A 20,675-nucleotide genomic window follows, 5' to 3' on the forward strand; every position below is an offset into this window, starting at 1 on the left:
GGTCGTGAGTGATAAAGAGGGTTAGAACCCTCTTTATCACTCACGACCCCACGCGGAACAGCCCATACGGGCATGAATCGGATGCTCAATCGCCGCTAGCTGTCCCAAGTGGACACTCGGGCCGCGACCGGCCCGCCCCCGCTCTCAAGGCTTGGGTTCGTCTCGGTCTGTCCGCTGGGTGAGCGTGTGTGACGGGGAAGATTTCGGAAGTTGAGCGTCCCGAATCCTCCACGCTCGGATCACAACTACCTGCCCCGCACCGTTGCGGCAGGAAGTGGCACGCCGACCCAACCCGACCGGCCGATAACGGGGAAGCCAAAGCATCGTGACCTGAAAAAAGGGATTCCGTCCGCTCCGGCGCTTGATCCCACCGAATTTCTCAGCCGAGTCCGGATGCCGCACCGCCCGCCGGGAATTCCGGTATACGTGGAAGGGAGAGCGCTGCCGGGGAGGACGGCACTGCGCCTCAGGCAAGGGGGATTCATCGATGTTCGACGCAAGTATCGTCGCGGATCAGGTCAGTCCGGCCGCCAAACCCAAGATCAGGATTCTTTTCTACACCGACGCTTTCGGCTTCACCGGGAACGGCGGTTTCTCGCTGGGTATTCTTCGTGATGTGATCTTGGCGAACCAACCGTTCTTCGCCGAGTTCGAGATCGATTTGATCAATCGGCACGACGGCGGGCACGCCGCCAAGAAACTCACGTCCGACGTGCTCGGAAGATATGAGCAGGTGTGGTTCTTCGGCCTGTTGCAGTCCAACATGCCGGGGGAGCCGGAGAACGAACTCGTGGACGCCGAGGTCGCGGCGCTGCGGTCCTGGATGGACGCCGGTGGCGGCGTGCTCATCACCGGCGACCACTCGAACCCGCGTCTGCCGGGAGCGGATCCGTCGCTGGCCGACTATCTGAACCTGGGGCGGGCGCTGGGGCACCGGGTGCCGCGCGCGGGTGAGCTGCGGGTGTGGAACGACCGGCCGGACGCGAGTATCGAGTTCAGCCACAACACCCACCAGCCGGACCCGTGGGGCAACGACGTCAACCAGCCGATCCCGAACGACCTCGACCCGTATCCGCAGGAGCTGATCCTGCGGAAGCGGTTCGGCAGGCCGCATCCGTTGTTCCAGGGCAGGCGCGGTCCGATCACCGTCTTCCCGGACCACATGCACGAGGGGCAGCTGCTCATCCCCGAGCGGTTCCCGACGGACGTGTGGCCGGCGGGGCGCCTGGGGCAGCCGAAGCCCGAGATCGTCGCGCAGGGCACCGACAAACGCAACGGCCAGGTCTACGGCGTGTCCAGTGTGTACGACGGCGCGGCCGCCGGGGTCGGGCGGATCGTGGCCGACGCCACCTGGCACCACTACTTCGACCTCAACCTGTGGGGCTTCCAGAAGGGCGGCGAGGTGCTCGACCGCCTCACCGAGTACTACGTGAACCTCACGCTGTGGTTGACGCCGAGGCCGGTCAAGCTGGAGGTGAACGCGCAGCTGTTGCACTGGCTTTCGCACAGCTTGAGCGTCCGCGCGGTGCTGCCGGAGGGCGTCCGGGTGCCGGGAATCACCGCGGCGGGCCTGGTCCGCGAGGTCTGCGGGCAGGGAGTGCTCGACGACCTCGTCTGGCCGCTGGAAGGGGCGCCCGTGGTGCCGGAAGAGCTGCTGCTGGGCGCCGTGATCAAGGAGTCCGTCGCCGCGCTGAGCGGCGGGGACGTCGAGGCGTTCGACGCGGCGGGCGTCATCGAACGGGGCCTGCGGGCCGGGGCTGAAGAGTACGCCGCCGAGCTGCGAGCAGCGCTCGGCGACGTCGAAGGCCTGGGGGAGCTCATTTCGCAGGGCATTCGCTGACCGTTCGGTGACCGGTCGCGGCCGGGCCCGGCCGGGTGCGGAGGATCCGGGACGTCGACGTCTCGAACCCTCCGCACCCGGCTGTGTGGTCACACGATCGAGGCATTGGGCTCGTCACCCCGTCTCCCGTGGGTATCCCCCGGGAAACGGAGGAGGCAACGATGCCCGACAACGAGCTCCCAGGGTTCCTGATCATCGGCCTGATCTTCGTCGTGGCCGACGGCCAGATCCTGTACCGGGGCGCCCGCCGCTACCTGAACGGACCGGACGGCCGCGAGGGCGGCGGATCGGTGGCCTGGATGATGGTGACGGTCTTCCACCTGGCCGCGATCGGGGTGCTGGCGCTGCTGGCGGTCGTCGCGCCGGACTGGTCCGGTTCGACCGCCGCGTTCGTCGGCAGGCTGGGCGTCTTTCTGCTGCTCATGGCGGTGGCCCACGTGCTCACCTTGGCGGTGCTCGCCCGTCGTCGTCAGGACCACGTCGTCGAGTCCCGCTATCGGGAGCGCGAGCCCGACCGGCCCGACGTCGCCGAGCAGCCGACGGTCACCCCGGTACCGGGGCAGGAGGGCCGGGCCCCGCGGGTGAGCCCGGATATCGGGCACCAAGGCCCATATCGGGCTTGAGCGCACCGTGGATTGAATACGCAGAGTGAATAAGAGCGGCAATTCCTTTGTTTTCGCTCTGGACGGGCCGCGATCCGGATAGCGTGAGCCCCGTCGCATCCCCCGGTCCGGGGCTGAGGCGTTGATCACCTGGTGGCGAGGGTTTGTGGCACCGGTCACGGGCCGGTTCCGGCGCGGCGGCCGGGCGGGCAAGATCGGTGACAGGAGCCCGGGAGCAGGTGGGGAGCCTCGTGGAGCAGGGGCTCACCACGGACGATCGACACGCCGTGCACACGCCGCTACCAAGCGGTAACATATTGTCGGCGCCTCGAAAACCCCATCCGAGCCGGGGATATCGCGCTGCCTACAATGTCCGGCATGACCTACAGCGAACCAGCGCGATCAGCTGCCCCCAGCACCGGATCGCTGGCGTCCGCGTCCTCCTCGGCCGTCTTGGCGAGGGGAATCACCATTTACGGTTGCGGACAGGACGAGGCCGCCTTGTTCCGCGAGATGGCACCGCGTTTCGGTATCACGCCGACAATCGCTGAGGAACCGGTATCCGAGACCAATATCGAACTGGCCGTCGGAAATCGATGCATCAGTATCGGTCATAAAACCCCGATCACGAACTCGATTCTTCTCGCGCTGAGCAAGATCGGTGTCGAGTACATCTCCACCAGGAGCATCGGCTTCAACCACATCGATGTGGACTACGCGGCGAGCGTCGGTATCACCGTCGGCAACGTCGCCTACTCGCCCGACAGCGTGGCCGACTTCACGCTGATGCTGATGCTGATGGCGGTCCGTGACGCCAAATCCATCATCCGCCGCACCGACGAGCACGACTACCGGCTGAACGAGGTGCGCGGAAAAGAGCTGCGCGATCTGACCGTCGGGGTGGTCGGAACAGGGCGGATCGGGGTCGCGGTACTGGAGCGGCTGCGCGGGTTCGGCTGCAAGGTGCTGGCCTACGACACCATCCTGACCGCCGCGGCCGATTACGTTCCGCTGGAGGAATTGCTCCAGCAGAGCGATATCGTGTCGCTCCATGTGCCGCTCACCACGGATACCTATCACCTGCTCGATCAGCAGGCCATCGAGCGGATGAAGCACGGCGCGTACATCATCAACACCGGACGTGGTCCGCTCATCGAGACCGAGGCCCTCATCGCGGCCCTGGAAAGCGGGAAACTGGGTGGCGCGGCGCTGGACGTCCTCGAAGGCGAGGAAGGGATATTCTACGCCGACTGCCGGAACAAGGCCATCGACGGCAAGCCGCTCCTGCGGTTGCAGAATCTGCCGAACGTGATCGTCAGTCCGCATACCGCCTATTACACCGACCACGCGCTGAGTGACACTGTTGAAAACAGCATCATCAATTGTCTCCAATTCGAAAGCGGGAAGTAGCATGGGTAGGCTGAAAATCGGAATTCTGTTCGGCGGGCTTTCCGAAGAGCATCCTATCTCCATCAAGTCTGCGACCGAGGTCGCGAAGAACCTCGACCTCGAAAAGTACGAGCCTTACTACATCGGGATCACCCTGAGTGGTTCCTGGATGCTGTGCGACGGCCCCTCCGCCGACTGGGAGCAGACCGCGAACCCCCGCCCCGCCGTCCTGTCGCCGGACCGCGGCGTGCACGGCCTGCTGGTCCTGGACGAGGGCAAGTACGAGACGATCGCCCTCGACGTGGTGCTGCCGGTCCTGCACGGCAAGTTCGGCGAAGACGGCACGGTGCAGGGCCTGCTGGAGTTCTCCGGCATCCCCTACGTCGGCTGCGACCTCCCGAGCTCGGTCATGTGCATCGACAAGTCCCTCACCTACGCCGTCGTCCGCGAGGCGGGCATCGCGACGCCGAACTTCCACATCGTCACGGCGGACAACGAGATCGACGCCGACAAGCTCACGTACCCCGTCTTCGTGAAGCCGGCCCGTTCGGGTTCGTCCTTCGGCGTCAGCAAGGTCTCCTCGAAGGAAGAGCTGCCCGCCGCCCTGGCGGAGGCGCGTCAGTACGACGGCAAGATCCTCATCGAGGAAGCCGTCATCGGCAGCGAGATCGGCTGTTCCGTCCTCGGCAGCGGCGACGACCTGCTGACCGGTGAGGTCGACCGGGTCGCGCTGACCCACGGGTTCTTCAAGATCCACCAGGAAGAGAGCCCCGAGACCGGCTCCGAGAACTCGAGCTTCATCGTTCCCGCGGACATCCCGGAGGAGTCGAGCAAGCTCGTCAAGGAGACCGCGAAGGTCATCTACCGTGCCCTGGGCTGCAGCGGGCTCGCGCGGGTCGACCTCTTCCTCAAGGAAGACGGAAGCGTCGTCCTCAACGAGGTCAACACCCTGCCGGGCCTGACCTCCTACAGCCGGTACCCGCGGATGATGGCGGCCGCCGGTATCCCGCTCGGTGAAGTGATCGACCGGCTGGTGACGCTGACCCTGGCGGGTCGCGACGGATGAAAGACGATTTCGTCTTCGTAGACGAGGTTGTGTCCGGAATCCGCTGGGACGCCAAGTACGCCACCTGGGACAACTTCACCGGCAAGCCGGTGGACGGCTACCTGGTGAACCGCGTCGTCGGCACGCGCGCGTTCTGCGCGGCGCTGGAGAAGGCACGGGACAAGGCCGAGTCGCTCGGCTTCGGCCTCCTTCTCTGGGACGTCTACCGTCCACAGCGCGCCGTGGATCGCTTCATGCGCTGGGCGGAAGAGCCCGAAGACGGCCGGAAGAAGGCAAGGCACTACCCGAACATCGACCGTCCCCAGATGTTCGAGCAGGGCTACGTCGCCACCAAGTCCGGCCACAGCCGGGGCAGCACGGTGGACCTGACGCTCTACCACTTGGACACCGGTGAGCTCGCCGACATGGGTGGCGATCACGACGTGATGGACGTCGTCTCGCATCACGGCGCGGCGGGCATAACGGACGAGCAGGAGAAGAACCGCGCGCACCTCTGTTCGATCATGGAGGACAGCGGCTTCAGCTCGTACGAATGCGAGTGGTGGCACTACAACCTGAAGAACGAACCGTATCCGGACACCTATTTCGACTTTCCCGTCGCTTAGGCGACGAAAAGAAGACCGGTGTCCGTCCGGTCGGTGACGATGATGCCGCGGGTGCCCCCGAGTGGGCCCCGCGGCATCGCCGTCTCCGGACCACGTTAGCCGTCCGGCGGCGAAAAAAGCTCACCCCGCAGGGGGAATCGTCGATCTCAGCCGGGCTTGTCGGTGCCCACGGAAACCTCCTCCGGGATCGACGGGGTGCTCCCCCTCCCGGGTGAAGGAGGTGGCGGACCCGTCAACCTTGGCACCCCTCACTTTGCTCCCGTCGCGTCGGCGGCCGGGTTTCGCCCGCTGTCCAACCCGTGAAGCCCGTTCGGCCGTCCGGGGTGTCCCGCGCGAAGGTGACGACCATCCAGTGGGAGACGTCGCTCGACCGTTCGTGTGAATAAGTGTCGAAGGGCGGAACAGTGCGGCCGGGAGCCGTGGCGATCCCGCACGGGAATTGGACGTCCACGAACGGCCTAGCAATGCGTGCAAACAGGCTAACCCGTTACGCCCGTGAGCTGCTTGGGCGGCCGCTCTGTACTTACGCTCGGCGAGCGCGTCAATACCGAAGTCGAAGTTTCGAATATCGATCTTGAACGGCCCTTCGGCTGCGGAATTACCCTGTTCGTCAATTGCCGACAACGATTGACCGTGCCATGCTGAAGCGGTGCGCGACTCTTGCTGGGGTTGACAGGGCGCGCACTTACTGGGGCTTTGAGGGGGGTGCGACGGTGTCTCGCGACCGCGAGGAAGTCATAGATTCCGGCCGGTGAACCACTGATCCGAACCGGTGACGAGAACGATGAAGAAATCTCCGAGACCTCGCCTGCGGCAGGTCCGGCTTCTCCGGGCTGACCGGGTGTAGGCCCTTGCCGGACCGAAGCCGCTGAGCGAATGTCTTGAAGGGAGCACGATCCGGGGCGAAGGAACGAATGTCCTTACGCCGCGGTGGTTCGTCGAAGTGCCCGCTGCCAGCGGTCATCTGGGAGACCGAGGGGCGGCCGCGAGTACGCGGCCCGCCGGCGGCGTTCAAAAGTCCTCACCGTCGAGGACGCCCTCCGCGCGGCCGAGATCCGCGCTGGACGGGAATCGTGGTGTCCAACCACCGAGTCCGAGCAGTTGGACGGTGGATTCAGTGCCATGTCCAAAAGTTGACGAACAACAGATTCTGTGGGGGCTAGGTGGATCCGACGAGAGTTGACCTGTCCGCTCTCCCGGTCGTCGAAATCGAGCTGTCGCGGCTGTCGTCCGTATGCTCGCCGCGCACTTCGGGCGAGGATCCGGACCACGTCGAGACACTGCTGTCGGCAGAATGGGACCTTCCGCCCATTCTCGTTCACCGACCGACGATGCGGGTGATCGATGGCCTGCATCGGCTCAAGGCGGCGAGAGTCAGAGGCGACACGAAAATTCAGGCAAGGTTCATCGACGGCACCGAATCCGATGCCTTCGTCCTGGCCGTGGAAGCGAACATCCGGCACGGCCTGCCGCTTTCGCTGGCCGATCGCAAACGGGCGGCCGTCCAGATCATCGGGACCCATCCACAGTGGTCCGACCGGCGGGTGGCCTCGGCGACCGGTATCTCCGCGGGCACGGTGGCGGATCTTCGAAGACGCGGCGGCGAGGGCGGAAACGAAGCCAGGATCGGGCGGGACGGGCGGATCCGGCCCGTCGACAGTTCGGAAAGGCGGAAACTCGCGGCCGACCTCATCCGCAACGACCCCGGCCTCTCGCTCCGGCAGGTGGCCAAGCAGGTCGGCATCTCCCCGGAAACGGTCCGGGACGTGCGGGGCAGGCTGGAGCGCGGCGAGAGCCCGACCCCGGACGGCAACCGGAGACTGCGGACCAAACAGCATCCGCTGACCCTGACGGAGCCCGATCTCGGTCACGAGCTGGACCAGGAACGGATCGTCGTACTGGAACGCCTCAAGGCCGACCCCGCGCTGCGGCTGAGCGAAGTCGGCAGGATCCTGTTGCGCATGCTCGCCATGCACTCCATGGACGGACAGGAGTGGGAACGGATCCTGCACGGCGTCCCGCCGCATCTGTACGGCGTGGTCGCCGGATTCGCCAGGGAACACGCGAGGGTCTGGGCGGGATTCGCGGATCACCTGGAGCACCGCGCCACCGATCTGGCCGCACGATGATCACGGACGACATCGGGTAGGAGCGTTCGGCGGTATCCGGGGCGAAGGGGACTGTCCCCTTCGCCCCGGCGTTTTTCCAGGCGGTGCCCAATTCCCGCGTCTCGACACGGCCGGGGGAGCGGCTTAAGAAGGACGAGTGAGCATCGAGAAGGCGCTTGTCGTGGGTACCGGACTGGTCGGCACGTCGGCGGCGCTGGCTCTGCGCGCGAAGGGCGTGGAGGTGTGCCTCTCCGACATCGACGAGCAGGCCGTGGCGCTGGCCCGGGAGCTCGGCGCCGGCCGGGAATGGTCGGGCGAGGAAGTGGATCTGGCGTTGCTCGCCGTGCCGCCGCACCTCGTCGGGGAGCGGCTGGCCGAACTCCAGAAACAAGGAGTGGCGCGGGTTTACACCGATGTGGCCAGCGTGAAGGCAGGCCCGATCGCCGACGCGGAGCGGCTCGGCTGCGACCTGACCTCCTACGTGCCGGGGCATCCGCTCGCCGGCCGGGAGCGGTCCGGCCCGTCTGCCGCCCGCGCGGAGCTGTTCGACGGCCGTGCCTGGGCGCTCTGTCCCGGTCCCGGGACCGGCGCGGACGCGATGAGGCTGGTGAGGGAACTGGTGTCGCTGTGCGGAGCGAAGGCCGTCACCGTCGGTGCGGACGAGCACGACTCGGCGGTGGCGCTGGTGTCGCACGCCCCGCACGTCGCGGCCTCGGCGGTGGCCGCGAGCCTGGCGAGCGGCGACGACGTCGCGATCAGCCTCGCCGGGCAGGGGCTGCGTGACGTGACCCGGATCGCCGCCGGGAGTCCCTTGCTGTGGCAGCGGATTCTTGCCGGGAACGCCGTGGCGGTGGCCGAGGTGCTCGACCGTGTCGCGGCCGACCTCGCCGCGGCGGCCACGGCCCTGCGGTCCGGTGAGCTCGACGATTTGACGGATCTGCTGCGACGCGGAGTGGACGGTCAGGCGAGGATCTCGGTACCGGGAGCCTGAACGGTGTCGCTTGTGGACAGTGGGAGTACGGCGAAGTTCGCTTGAACCCCCTCGTGGACATCGACACGATTCAGCACGATTGAGATCGCGGACTTCGCGCGTGGGAGGAATGACCGTATGGACGTGGTGTTGAACTTCGGGGCACCGACCAAGAGCGACGACGATCCCGATCCCTGGGGGAACAGGGTCCGTCCGGGGACGGTGCGCCGCGTGCTCGCCTACTTCCGCCCGCACCTCGGCCTGGTCGCGCTCTTCATCGCCATCGCCGCGCTGGAGGCGGCCGTCGTCATCGCGACCCCCTTGCTGATGAAGGAGCTCATCGACGGCGGGATCCTCAAGAACGACTTCGGCGTCGTGATCCTGATGGCCGTCCTGACCGCCGCGCTCGCCGTCGTCGGCGCGTTGCTGTCGTTGTTCTCGGCCTACGTCTCCGCGCGCATGGGGGAGGGGGTCACCTACGACCTCCGGGTCCAGGCGATCGACCACGTCCGGAGCCTGCCGGTCGCGTTCTTCACCCGCACCCAGACCGGCGTGCTGGTCGGGCGGCTGCACACGGAACTGATCATGGCCCAGCAGTCGTTCGGCCACCTGCTGATGTCGGCCACCAGCGCGGTCACGGTCCTGCTGGTGCTGGCCGAGATGTTCTACCTGTCGTGGCTCGTCGCCGTCGTCACGCTGGTGCTGATCCCGCTGTTCGTCGTGCCCTGGGTCTACGTGGGGCGGATGATCCAGAAGCGCACCGGACGGCTGATGGAGGCGAACGCCGGTCTCGGCGGGCTGCTCCACGAGCGGTTCAACGTCCAGGGCGCGATGCTCTCCAAGCTCTTCGGCCGTCCGGACGAGGAGATGGCCGACTACCGGGACCGGTCCGGGAAGATCCGCGACATCGGCGTGAGCATCTCGATCTGGGGCCGGATGTCCTTCGCGATGATGGCGCTGATGGCCTCGATCGCGACGGCGGTCGTCTACGGGATCGGCGGCGGGCTCGTCATCGACGGTGCCTTCCAGCTCGGCACGCTGATCGCCATCGCCACCCTGCTCGGGCGGCTGCTCGGGCCGATCACCCAGCTGTCCGGGTTGCAGGAGACCGCGCAGACCGTGGTGGTGAGCTTCTCCCGGATCTTCGAGCTGCTCGACCTGAAGCCGCTGATCCAGGAACGCCCCGGCGCGGGTGAACTCGAGAAGGACGTCGCGCCGGACATCGAGTTCGACGACGTGACCTTCCGCTATCCGACCGCGAACGAGGTCTCGCTGGCGTCGCTCGAACACCTGCGGACCAAGCGGGAGAACGAGGAACTGTCGGCGGACGTCCTGCGCGGCATCAGCTTCCAGGCTCCCGCCGGGACGCTCACCGCGCTCGTCGGCCCGTCCGGAGCGGGGAAGAGCACCATCACGCATCTCGTCTCCCGCCTGTACGACCCGAATTCCGGGACCGTCCGGGTCGGCGGCAGCGATCTGCGGGACCTCACCTTCGATTCGCTCCGCGAAACGATCGGCGTGGTCAGCCAGGACGCGTACCTCTTCCACGACACGATCCGGGAGAACCTGCTCTACGCGCGGCCCACGGCCACCGAAGAAGAACTGATCGAGGCGTGCAAGGGCGCCCAGATCTGGGAGCTCATCGAGTCGCTGCCGCGCGGGTTCGACACCGTCACCGGCGACCGCGGTTACCGGATGTCGGGCGGTGAGAAGCAGCGGCTGGCCATCGCCCGGCTGCTGCTGAAGGCGCCCACCGTCGTCGTCCTCGACGAAGCCACCGCGCATCTGGACTCCGAATCGGAGGCCGCCGTCCAGCGGGCGCTCAAGACCGCGCTGCGCAGCCGGACCTCGATCGTGATCGCCCACCGGTTGTCCACGATCCGCGAGGCTGACCAGATCCTCGTGATCGACGGGGGAACGGTCCGGGAACGCGGGACGCACGACGAACTGCTGGCGCAGGACGGCCTGTACGCGGAGCTGTACCGGACGCAGTTCGCCAATCCCGACCGCTTCGGCCCCAAGCCGGAGCCGGAGCCCGAGATCGACGAAGAACCTGAGCCGGTGGCCACCTTTATGGGTCATGGAGGGTGACGATGAGTTCCGCAGCGCAGACGAGCCTTGCTCTTTTCACCGGTCAAGCGGCCCGGACACCCGGCGCGGTGGCCGTGGTCGACGGGGACCGGGTCCTCACCTATGCCGAGCTCGACGCGCTGGCGGGCCGGTTGGCCGGACGGCTGGCCGAACAGGGTGTCCGCCGGGGCGGTCGCGTCGCGGTCATGCTGGACCGTTCGGCGGACCTGCTGGTGGCGCTGCTCGCCGTCTGGAAGGCGGGGGCGGCGTACGTACCGGTGGACGCCGCGTATCCCACGCCGCGGATCGCTTTCCTGCTGGCCGATTCGGGCGCGTCCCTGACGCTGTGCTCGGCCGCGACACTCGGCAAGGCGCCGTCGGGGATCGATTCGATCGTCGTCACCGACGAGCCGGGCGAGGCGCCGGTGAGCACGGCGCGTCCGGAAGACCTGGCCTACATCATGTACACCTCCGGCTCGACGGGTACGCCGAAGGGCGTGGCCGTGCCGCATCGCAGTGTCGCGGAGCTGGTGGGGGATCCGGGCTGGGCGATGGGCCCGGACGACGCGGTCCTCATGCACGCGCCGCATTCCTTCGACGCGTCCCTGTGCGAGATCTGGGTTCCGCTGGTGTCGGGCGCCAGGGTGGTGATCGCGGGGCCCGGGCAGGTCGACGCCCGGCGGCTGCGGGAAGCGGTCGCGTCCGGGGTGACGCGGGCGCATCTGACCGCGGGCAGTTTCCGTGCGGTGGCGGAGGAATCGCCGGAGTCGTTCGCGGGGCTCGACGAGATCCTGACCGGCGGTGACCTGGTGCCCGCGCACGCCGTCGAGCGTGTTCGGAAAGCCGCGCCGGGCGCGCGGATCCGGCATCTCTACGGCCCGACGGAAACGACGTTGTGCGCGACCTGGCACGTGCTCGAACCGGGCGGCGAGCTGGGTTCGGTGCTGCCGATCGGCCGTCCGCTCGCGGGCCGCCACGCCCGGGTGCTCGACGCGTCGCTGCGGCCGGTGGAACCGGAGGTGGTCGGCGATCTGTACCTCTCCGGCGCCGGTCTGGCGGACGGCTACCTGGACCGGACGGCGCTGACGGCCGAGCGGTTCGTGGCGGATCCGTCCTCGCCGGGCGCGCGGATGTACCGGACCGGTGACCTCGCCCAGTGGAACGCGGACGGCGAACTGCTGTTCGCCGGCCGGGCCGACGACCAGGTCAAGATCCGCGGGTTCCGGGTCGAACCCGGCGAGGTCGAGGCCGCGATGACCGCGCAACCGGACGTCCACGAGGCCGTGGTGGTGCCGATCGACGGGCGCCTGATCGGGTACGTGGTGGCCGAGGTGGACCCCGTTCTCGTTCGCGAGCGGCTCGCCGCGGTACTGCCGGACTACCTGGTCCCGGCGGCGGTGCTCGCGGTGGACGCGCTTCCGCTGACCGGCAACGGGAAGGTGGACCGGGCGGCCTTGCCCGCCCCCGACTTCACCGCGAAGGCCGACGGCCGGGAACCCGTCACCGAGGCCGAACGTGTCCTTTGTGGACTGTTTGCCGAGGTGCTCGGCATCGAACGCGCCGGTGTCGACGACGGTTTCTTCGACCTGGGCGGGGATTCGATCCTCGCCGTACGCGTCGCCGCGCGTGCGGCCAAAGCGGGCCTGCTGGTGACGCCGTCGGAGATCTTCGGGGAGCGGACCCCTGGCCGGCTGGCCGCCGTGGCGCGTGCCGTACCGGCGGACGCCACCGCCGACGGCCCCCTGATCGACCTGACCGAGGAAGACGAGGCGGAGCTGGCGATCGCCGCTCCCGGGGCTCGGGAGGTCTGGCCGCTGGCGCCGCTCCAGGCGGGCCTGCTCTTCCAAACGACCCTGGACGACCAGGGCCCCGACATCTACCAGACCCAGTGGATCGTGGAGCTGACCGGACCGCTGGACACGGTCCGGCTGCGGGCGGTGTGGGAAGCGGTCTTCGCCCGGCACGCCGAACTGCGGCTGACCTTCCACCGGCTCTCGTCGGGCAAGGCGGTGCAGGCCGTCGCCGGGCACGTCGACCTGCCGTGGCGCGAGGTCGATCTGACCGGCGCGAGCGACGTCGAAGCGGCCGTCGAAGCCGTGACGGCCGCGGAGCAGCGGGACAGGTTCGACCTCACCAAGGCGCCGCTGTTCCGGCTGGTGCTGATCCGGGTCGGCGACGACCGGTATCGCCTGCTGGTGGTCAACCACCACATCCTGACCGACGGCTGGTCGGTGGCGGTCATCCTCAACGAGGTCGCCGAGGCGTACACCTCCGGCGGCCGGTTCCCGGACCGGACGGGTGCCGCGTCCTACCGGGACTACCTTGCCTGGCTGGAGCGGCAGGACAAGGAAGCGGCGTGCGAGGCCTGGCAGGCGGAACTGTCGGACATCGACGTGCCCGCGCTGGTCGCCAAATCGGACGACGCGACCGAATACGACTACCGCGTCACCCATCTTTCCCCCGAGCTCCACACACGGTTGACCGACTTCGCCCGCGACCACGGGCTGACGCTGAACACGGTGGTCCAGGGCGCGTGGGCGATCGTGCTGGCGCGGCTCGCGCGGCGGACCGACGTCGTGTTCGGCACCACGGTGGCTTGCCGTCCCCCGGAACTGTCCGGGGTGGAGTCGATGCCGGGGCTCATGATGAACACGGTCCCCGTACGGGTCTCACTGAACGGTGACGAGTCCCTTGTGGACATGCTGACCGGGTTGCAGCGCCGTCAGGTCGCCCTGATGCCGCATCACCACCTGGGGCTGACGGACATCCAGAAGACGGCCGGGCCCGGCGCGATGTTCGACACGCTGCTGGTGTTCGAGAACTATCCGCGGGACTTCGCCGACCGGTTCACGTATCTGGGCACCATCGAGGGAACCCACTACCCGGTGACCGTCGGGGTCATCCCGGGAGAACGGTTCCGGATCCAGCTCGCCTACTGGCGTGGGCAGATCGGCCGGGCCGTCGCGGACTCGCTGCTGGAGTGGTTCGTCGGTGCCCTCGAAGCGGTGTCCGCCGATCCGTCCCGGCTCGTCGGCCGCACCGACATGGGCGAGATCCCGTTGCCCCGCTGGAAGTCCGCGCTGGTGTCGGACGAGCCGCTGCCGTCGCTGATCGGGCGGATGGCGGCGGAGCGGCCGGACGCGGTGGCGGTCGCGGACGGCGAGGGCGACCTCACGTACGCGGAACTGTGGGATCGGGCGGTCAGGTTCGCCGCCGTCCTGCGGGAACGCGGGGTCGGCCGCGAGCGCCGTGTCGGACTCGTGGTGGGCCGGTCCTCGTGGTGGCTGGTCGGGATGCTGGGGGTGTCACTGGCGGGCGGCGTCTTCGTCCCGGTGGATCCCTTGTACCCGGCCGAGCGCGTGAAGCTGATCTTCGGCAGCGCGGATCCGATGCTGGTGGTGTGCCAGGGAAAGACCCGCGACGCGGTGCCGGAGGAGTTCGCGGACCGGATCGTGGTGCTGGACGAACTCGACCTGCCCCGGGCACCGGGCGCGGTCCTGCCGCGGATCGCGATGCGCGACGCGGCGTACGTGATCTACACGTCGGGATCGACCGGAACGCCGAAGGGCGTCGTCGTCACGTACTCCGGCCTGGGCAATCTGGCGATGGCGCATATCGAACGGCTCGCCGTGAAGCCGTCCTCGCGGGTGTTGCAGTTCGCGGCGCTCGGCTTCGACACCATCGTGTCCGAGGTGATGATGGCGTTGCTTTCCGGGGCGACGTTGGTGATGCCGCCGGACGAGGACCTGCCGCCGCATGCTTCGCTGACCGACACGCTGGAGCGGTGGGACGTCACGCATGTGAAGGCTCCGCCGTCGGTGCTGGCCACCGTGGACGCGCTGCCGGACCGGGTGGAGACGGTGACCGCGGCGGGGGAACTCTGCCCGCCGGGTCTGGTGGACCGCCTGTCGGCCGACCGCCGGATGATCAACGCCTACGGGCCGACCGAGACCACGATCTGCGCGACGGTGAGCATGCCGCTGGCGCCGGACGGGGCGGTGATCCCGTTCGGGGGGCCGATCGCCGGGGTGCGCGGGTATCTGCTGGACGCGTTCCTGCGCCCGCTGCCGCCGGGGGTCACCGGTGAGCTGTACCTGGCCGGGATCGGGGTGGCGCGCGGGTATCTCGGCCGCTCGGCGCTGACGTCCGAGCGGTTCGTCGCCGATCCGTTCGTCGCCGGTGAGCGGATGTACCGGACGGGCGACCTGGCGTACTGGACGGATCAGGGTGAACTGGTGTCCGCCGGCCGGGCCGACGACCAGGTCAAGATCCGCGGGTTCCGGGTCGAACCCCGCGAGATCGAGTTCGCGCTGTCCAACCGGCCCGACGTCACTCAGGCCACCGTGACCGTCCGCGAAGGCCGCTTGGTGGCCTATGTGTCGCCGGGTGACGTCGATCCGGAGGCGCTGCGACGGGAACTCGCGGAGCGGATGCCCGCGTACATGGTGCCCGCCGCGGTGATGGCGCTGGACGTCCTGCCGCTGACGCCGCACGGGAAGATCGACCGGAAGGCGTTGCCCGAACCGGACTTCTCGTCGAAGGCGGTCGGCAGGGAACCGTCGACCGAGGTCGAGCGGCTGTTGTGCGAGATGTTCGCCGAGGTCCTCGGACTGGCGCGGGTCGGGGTCGAGGACAGCTTCTTCGAACTGGGCGGGGACTCGATCTCGTCCATGCAGGTGGCCGCCCGCGCGCGGCGTGACGGGATCTCGCTGACCCCGCGGCAGGTGTTCGAACACCGCACCCCCGAGCGGCTGGCGCAGCTGGTGGCGGAAGTCCCCGCGCCGCGGCAGGAGACGGCGCCGGACGACGGCGTCGGCGACGTCGAGCTGACGCCGGTGATGCGGATGTTCGGTGAGGACGCCGCGGCGCCCGGCTTCGCGCAGTGGATGGTGCTGGGCACGCCTCCGGCGCTGACGGAGAAGACGGTGGTCGCCGGGCTGACGGCCGTCGTGGACACGCACGACATGCTGCGGGCGCGGGTCGGAGACGGACGTCTGGTGGTGGCCGAGCGCGGTTCGCTCGACGTCGCCGCGATGGTCAAGTGCGTGCGGGTCGACGGTTCCGTGGACGAGGCCGTGGAGAACGCGGCGCGGGACGCGGTGGGACGGCTCGACCCGCTCGCGGGGGTGATGGTCCAGGCGGTGCTGATCGACGCCGGACCGGATCGGCTGGGACGCCTGGTCGTCGTCGCGCATCACTTGGTGGTGGACGGTGTGTCGTGGCGGATCCTGTCGTCGGATCTGCGAGCCGCTTGCGAGGCGGTGTCCGAAGGCCGCGAGCCGGCGCTGGAGCCGGTGGGAGTGTCGTTCCGGCGCTGGACCGGACTGCTGGCGGAGCAGACGCGGGTCGCGGAACTGCCGGTGTGGCAAGCGATCCTCGGGCGAGAGGCGCTGCCGGAACCCACGTCGACCGGGAACATCCGCTCGCGGTCGTGGACGGTGCCGAAGGCCGAGACGGCGGTGCTGGTGGGCCGGGCCCCGGTGGTCTTCCACTGCGGGGTGAACGACGTGCTGCTGGCCGGACTGGCGGGCGCGGTGCCGCGATGGCGCGGCGGGGACGCGGTGGTGGTCGAGGTGGAAAGCCACGGCCGTCATCCGGTCGACGGGATGGATCTGTCCCGGACGGTGGGCTGGTTCACCAGCGCGTATCCGATCCGCCTCGACGTGGCGGGGATCGATCTGGCGGACGTCCTCGCCGGTGGCCCGGCGGCCGGACGGCTGCTCAAGGCGGTCAAGGAACAGTCGCGGGCCGTACCCGGCGACGGCCTCGGATACGGCTTGCTGCGGTATCCCCACGACGGGAAGACGCCGGTTCTCGCGGAAAGCCCGTCGCCGCGGATCGGCTTCAATTACATGGGCCGGTTCGTCTCCGGCGACCAAAGCGACGTGCAGGCGTGGCAGCTCGTCGGTGACATCGGCGGTTCGATGGATCCGGACATGAATCTGCCGCATCCGATCGAAGTCAACGCGATCGTCCAGGATTTGCCGGATGGTCCCGAATTGGCGCTCATGGTGGAATGGTCGGGCGACGTCTTCGGCGAGGCCGAGATCGCGCGGCTGGGCCAGGAATGGCTGGACATGTTGTCAGGACTGGCCCGGCAGGCGGAAGATCCTTCGGCCGGGGGACATACGGCTTCCGACTTCGCCCTGCTCGAACTGGACCAGGACGAGATCGAGGAATTCGAAGCATTGGCGGCCGAACTCCGGCAATAGCGGTGTAAAGCAATGGAGGCTAGATCTTCGTGAATACTCCGTCCCCGTCCTCCGGAATGGCGCTTGCGGAAATCTGGCCGCCGTCACCGATGCAGGAGGGAATCCTTTATCACCTCGCGCTCGACGCCGAGGCTCCGGACACCTACCGCATTCAGCAGACGCTGATCATCGACGGCCCCCTCGACCCGGAACGATTCCGGACGTCCTGGCAGGCGCTGGTCGACAGGCACCCGTCGCTGCGCGCGGGGTTCGTCCGGCGGAAGTCCGGTGAGATGGTGCAGCTCATCCACCGGGAGGTGAAACTCCCCTGGGAGGAGCGCGATCTGTCCCACCTCGACGAGCGGGAGGCGCTGGCCGAGGTCGACGCGCTGGCGGAGCAGGAGCGCGCCAGGAAGTTCGACGTGGCGAAGCCGCCGCTGCTGCGGCTCATGCTGATCCGGCTCGCCCCGGAGAAGCACTGCCTGATCACGACCAGCCATCACCTGGTGATGGACGGCTGGTCGCGGGCGCTGCTCGAATCGGAACTCCTGAAGATCTACGCGGCGGGCGGTGTCGCCACTTCGCTGCCGTCCGCCCGTTCCTACCGGGACTACCTGGCCTGGCTCGACGCGCAGGACAAGGAATCCGCCCGGGCGGCCTGGAAAGAGGAGCTGGCCGGTGCCGAGCGATCGGCGCTCGGCATCCCCGAAAAGGCGCGGAAGTCCCCGGGGCAGCAGGCCAGGGAGGCGCTGGCCTATTCGCCGGAGTTCACCTCCGCCTTGGTGGATTTCGCGCGCCGCAACGGATTGACGCTCAACACGCTGGTGCAGGGCGCGTGGGCGCTGGTGCTCGCCCGCCTGGCGCGCCGTCGTGACGTGGTGTTCGGCGCGGTGGTCTCCGGGCGCCCGGCGGATCTCCCCGGTGTGGAGAACGTGGTGGGCCTGTTCATCAACACCGTGCCGGTGCGGGTGCGGCTGGACGGCGAGAAGTCCGTCCTGCGGACGCTGACGGAGTTGCAGGAGCGGCAGGCCGGGCTCATCTCGCACCAGCATCTCGGCCTGCAAGAGATCCAGAAGCTGCCGGGGGCGAGCTTCGAAACGATCCTTTCGTTCGAGAACTACGTCGACCCCGCGGCCAAAGGCGGCGCCGATCGCGAGCTCAAGCTGAGCCTGAAGGAGTTCCACCAGTCGGCGCCGTACGCGATCCTGATGGGCGTGATCCCGGGCGAGAGCCTGCGGACCGAGGTGGAGTACCTGCCGGAACTGGTCGAACACCACACCGCGCGGGAGGTCCTGCACGGGCTTTTCCGGGTGCTGGAGGGAATGATCGCCGCCCCTGAGGCGCCGGTCGGCAGCCTGGACATGGTGGGCGACGCCGGACGAGAGCTGGTCGTCGAGCGGTGGAACGACGTCGGCGACGCGATCGCCGCGCCTTCACCGGTGACGCTTTTCCTTCGGCAGGTGGAAAAAGCGCCTTCCGCGCCGGCTGTGACGGCCGGGGGCCGGTCGTGGTCGTACGCGGAACTCGACCGGTGGTCCGGCCGGGTGGCGCGAGCGCTGGTGGAGCGTGGTGTGCGGCGCGGCGACCGGGTCGGCGTGCTGCTGGAGCGCTCGGCCGAGGTGCTCGCCGCCTGGCTCGGGGTGTGGAAGGCCGGAGCGGTGTTCGTGCCTGTCGATCCGGACTACCCGGAGGACCGGGTGGCGTTCATGCTGACCGATTCCGCGGTCGCGGCGGTGGTGTGCCGGGCTGGGACCGCGGCCGCGGTGCCGCCGGGTCACCAGCGGGTCCTGATGGAGGAAACCGACCACGGCGAGGTCGCGCTCGTCCCGGTCGGCGCGGACGATCCCGCGTACGTGATGTACACGTCCGGATCGACCGGGACCCCGAAGGGCGTGGCCATCCCGCACGGCGGAGTGGCGGCGCTGGCCGGGGAACCGGGCTGGGAACTGCGCGAAGGCGAGACGGTGCTGATGCACGCCCCGCACACCTTCGACGCGTCGCTGTACGACATCTGGGCGCCGCTCACCTCGGGCGCGCGGGTGATGATCACCGAGCCGGGCGTCGTCGACGCGGCCAGGCTCGCCGCCCATGTCGCGGACGGGCTCACCGCGGTGAACTTCACCGCCGGGCACTTCCGGGCACTCGTCCAGGAGTCGCCGGAATCCTTCGCGGGGTTGCGCGACGTGTCCGCGGGCGGCGACGTCGTCCCGCTCGAAGAGGTCGAGCGAGTCCGCCAAGCGTGCCCGGGGCTGCGGGTCTGGCACACCTACGGTCCGACGGAGACCACGCTGTGCGCGACGTGGAAGGCGATCGAGCCCGGTGATCAGGTGGGGCCGACGCTGCCGATCGGCCGTCCGCTGCCGGGACGGCGGCTGTACGTGCTGGACGTCTTCCTGCGTCCGTTGCCGCAGGGCGTCGTGGGCGATCTGTACATCGCCGGCGCCGGGGTGGCGCACGGCTACCAGGGGCAGACGGGGTTGACGGCGGAGCGGTTCGTCGCCGATCCGTTCGCCGCCGGTGCGCGGATGTACCGGACGGGCGACCTGGCGTACTGGAGCGACGAGGGTGAGCTGGTGTTCGCCGGCCGGGCCGACGACCAGGTCAAGATCCGCGGGCACCGGGTGGAGCCGGGCGAGGTGGAGGCGGTGCTGGCCGAACAGCCGGGCGTCGACCAGGCCGTGGTGGTGGCGCGCGACGGTCGTCTGATCGGCTACGTCGTTTCCGAGGGCGAGGTGCATCCCACCAGGCTGCGCACCCGGATCGCCAAGGTGCTCCCGGAGTACATGGTGCCCGCGGAAGTGATCGTGCTGCCTGCCCTCCCGGTGACGGCGAACGGCAAGGTGGACCGGGAAGCCTTGCCGGACCCTGATTTCAGCGAACGCGTGACCTACCGGGAGCCGCGCACGGAGCCCGAGCGGGCGTTGTGCGAACTCTTCGCCGAGGTGCTCGGCCTGGACCGGGTCGGTGTGGACGACAGCTTCTTCGAGATCGGCGGCGATTCGATCTACTCGGTGAAACTGACCGCGCGTGCGCTGCGAGCCGGGATCACCTTCGACGTGGCCGACGTGTTCGAGCACCGGACGCCGGCCGGGCTCGCGGCGGTCATCGCCCCGGGTGACCCCGCGGTCGCCCCGGCCGAGCCCGCGTCGGACACGGAACTCCTCGATCTCGGTCAGGACGAAATCGACGAATTCGAGGCCGAGTTCGACGACGTGCGGCAGGTCTGACGGGGCTTCTCGCGCGATCAGGCGGCGATCTCGCGTGATCAGATGGCGATCATTCGTGATCAGGCGGCGATCTCGCGTGATTGGAGCCGTAACTCGCGTGATTAAAGACGGAACTCGCGTGATCAGATGACGTTCACGAAGTTCGCCGTCTGACACGTGAGTTCCGTTCCTGATCACGCGAGTCACGCCTCTGATCACGTGAGTTCCGGCTCCAATCACGCGAGTTCCGTTCCTGATCACGTGAGTTCCGGCTCCAATCACGCGAGTGACGGCTCTGATCACGCGAGTCACGCCTTCGCTCACGACCACTCCACCCGGCCCGGCGCGGTCGGGTGGGGCAGGGGTGTTGCGAAAGCCACTTTCGCAACCTTCAACGTTGTGAAAGTGGCTTTCGCAACACCGCCTCCCGCTGCCACGCGGGTTTCGGATGTCGCGAAAGCCACTTTCGGGACTTCAGGTGTCGCGAAAGTGGCTTTCGCGACACGAGGCACAGCGCTTTTCCTTGTATCCCAACCCATGCCCGTTCCTCGCCGACCTGCGGAAAACCACAGGGTCGAAATGCGGTTGGACGGATTGTCCGGGCCCGCCCGCCCGGCGGATGATTCTT

8 protein-coding genes and 1 pseudogene are annotated in these 20,675 nt (G+C 68.4%); all 9 read left to right on the forward strand.

Annotated features, from left to right (window positions below; translation table 11 throughout):
• The first annotated feature begins 487 nt into the window (after window positions 1-487).
• The 9 genes and pseudogenes from CFP71_RS13655 (at window position 488) to CFP71_RS13695 (ending at window position 20,068) form a co-directional block, all read left to right on the forward strand.
• A complete protein-coding gene (locus CFP71_RS13655; RefSeq protein ID WP_093934223.1) occupies window positions 488-1,840 on the forward strand; it encodes a hypothetical protein in 1,353 nt (450 codons plus the stop codon).
• Between the two features lie 161 nt (window positions 1,841-2,001).
• Complete coding sequence (locus tag CFP71_RS13660) at window positions 2,002-2,463, forward strand: hypothetical protein (protein ID WP_093934224.1); 462 nt, start codon at window positions 2,002-2,004, stop codon at window positions 2,461-2,463.
• A 357-nt stretch (window positions 2,464-2,820) separates the two neighbouring features.
• A complete protein-coding gene (gene vanH, locus CFP71_RS13665) occupies window positions 2,821-3,852 on the forward strand; it encodes a VanH-AOV family D-lactate dehydrogenase (protein ID WP_167406116.1) in 1,032 nt (343 codons plus the stop codon).
• A 1-nt stretch (window position 3,853) separates the two neighbouring features.
• Complete coding sequence (gene vanA-Ao2, locus CFP71_RS13670; protein ID WP_093934226.1) at window positions 3,854-4,897, forward strand: D-alanine--(R)-lactate ligase VanA-Ao2; 1,044 nt, start codon at window positions 3,854-3,856, stop codon at window positions 4,895-4,897.
• Window positions 4,894-5,502: a D-Ala-D-Ala dipeptidase VanX gene (gene vanX, locus CFP71_RS13675; RefSeq protein ID WP_093934227.1), complete on the forward strand. Its 609-nt coding sequence runs from the start codon at window positions 4,894-4,896 to the stop codon at window positions 5,500-5,502. Before vanA-Ao2 ends, vanX begins: the two co-directional genes overlap by 4 nt.
• A 1,331-nt stretch (window positions 5,503-6,833) precedes the next feature.
• A complete protein-coding gene (locus tag CFP71_RS13680; RefSeq protein WP_244199664.1) occupies window positions 6,834-7,631 on the forward strand; it encodes a helix-turn-helix domain-containing protein in 798 nt (265 codons plus the stop codon).
• A gap of 136 nt (window positions 7,632-7,767) precedes the next feature.
• The gene (locus CFP71_RS13685) at window positions 7,768-8,601 is read left to right on the forward strand and encodes a prephenate dehydrogenase (protein WP_093934229.1); all 834 of its coding nucleotides are present in this window, start codon (window positions 7,768-7,770) and stop codon (window positions 8,599-8,601) included.
• Between the two features lie 117 nt (window positions 8,602-8,718).
• Entirely contained in the window at window positions 8,719-10,671 is a 1,953-nt protein-coding gene (locus CFP71_RS13690; RefSeq protein ID WP_093934230.1) for an ABC transporter ATP-binding protein, read from the forward strand.
• A pseudogene (locus tag CFP71_RS13695) lies at window positions 10,668-20,068 on the forward strand (amino acid adenylation domain-containing protein). The gene CFP71_RS13690 and the pseudogene CFP71_RS13695 overlap by 4 nt, the downstream one beginning before the upstream one ends.
• The last annotated feature ends 607 nt before the right edge of the window (window positions 20,069-20,675 follow it).

It is taken from the genome of Amycolatopsis thailandensis (assembly GCF_002234405.1).
GTDB classification, from domain to species: Bacteria; Actinomycetota; Actinomycetes; order Mycobacteriales; family Pseudonocardiaceae; genus Amycolatopsis; species Amycolatopsis thailandensis.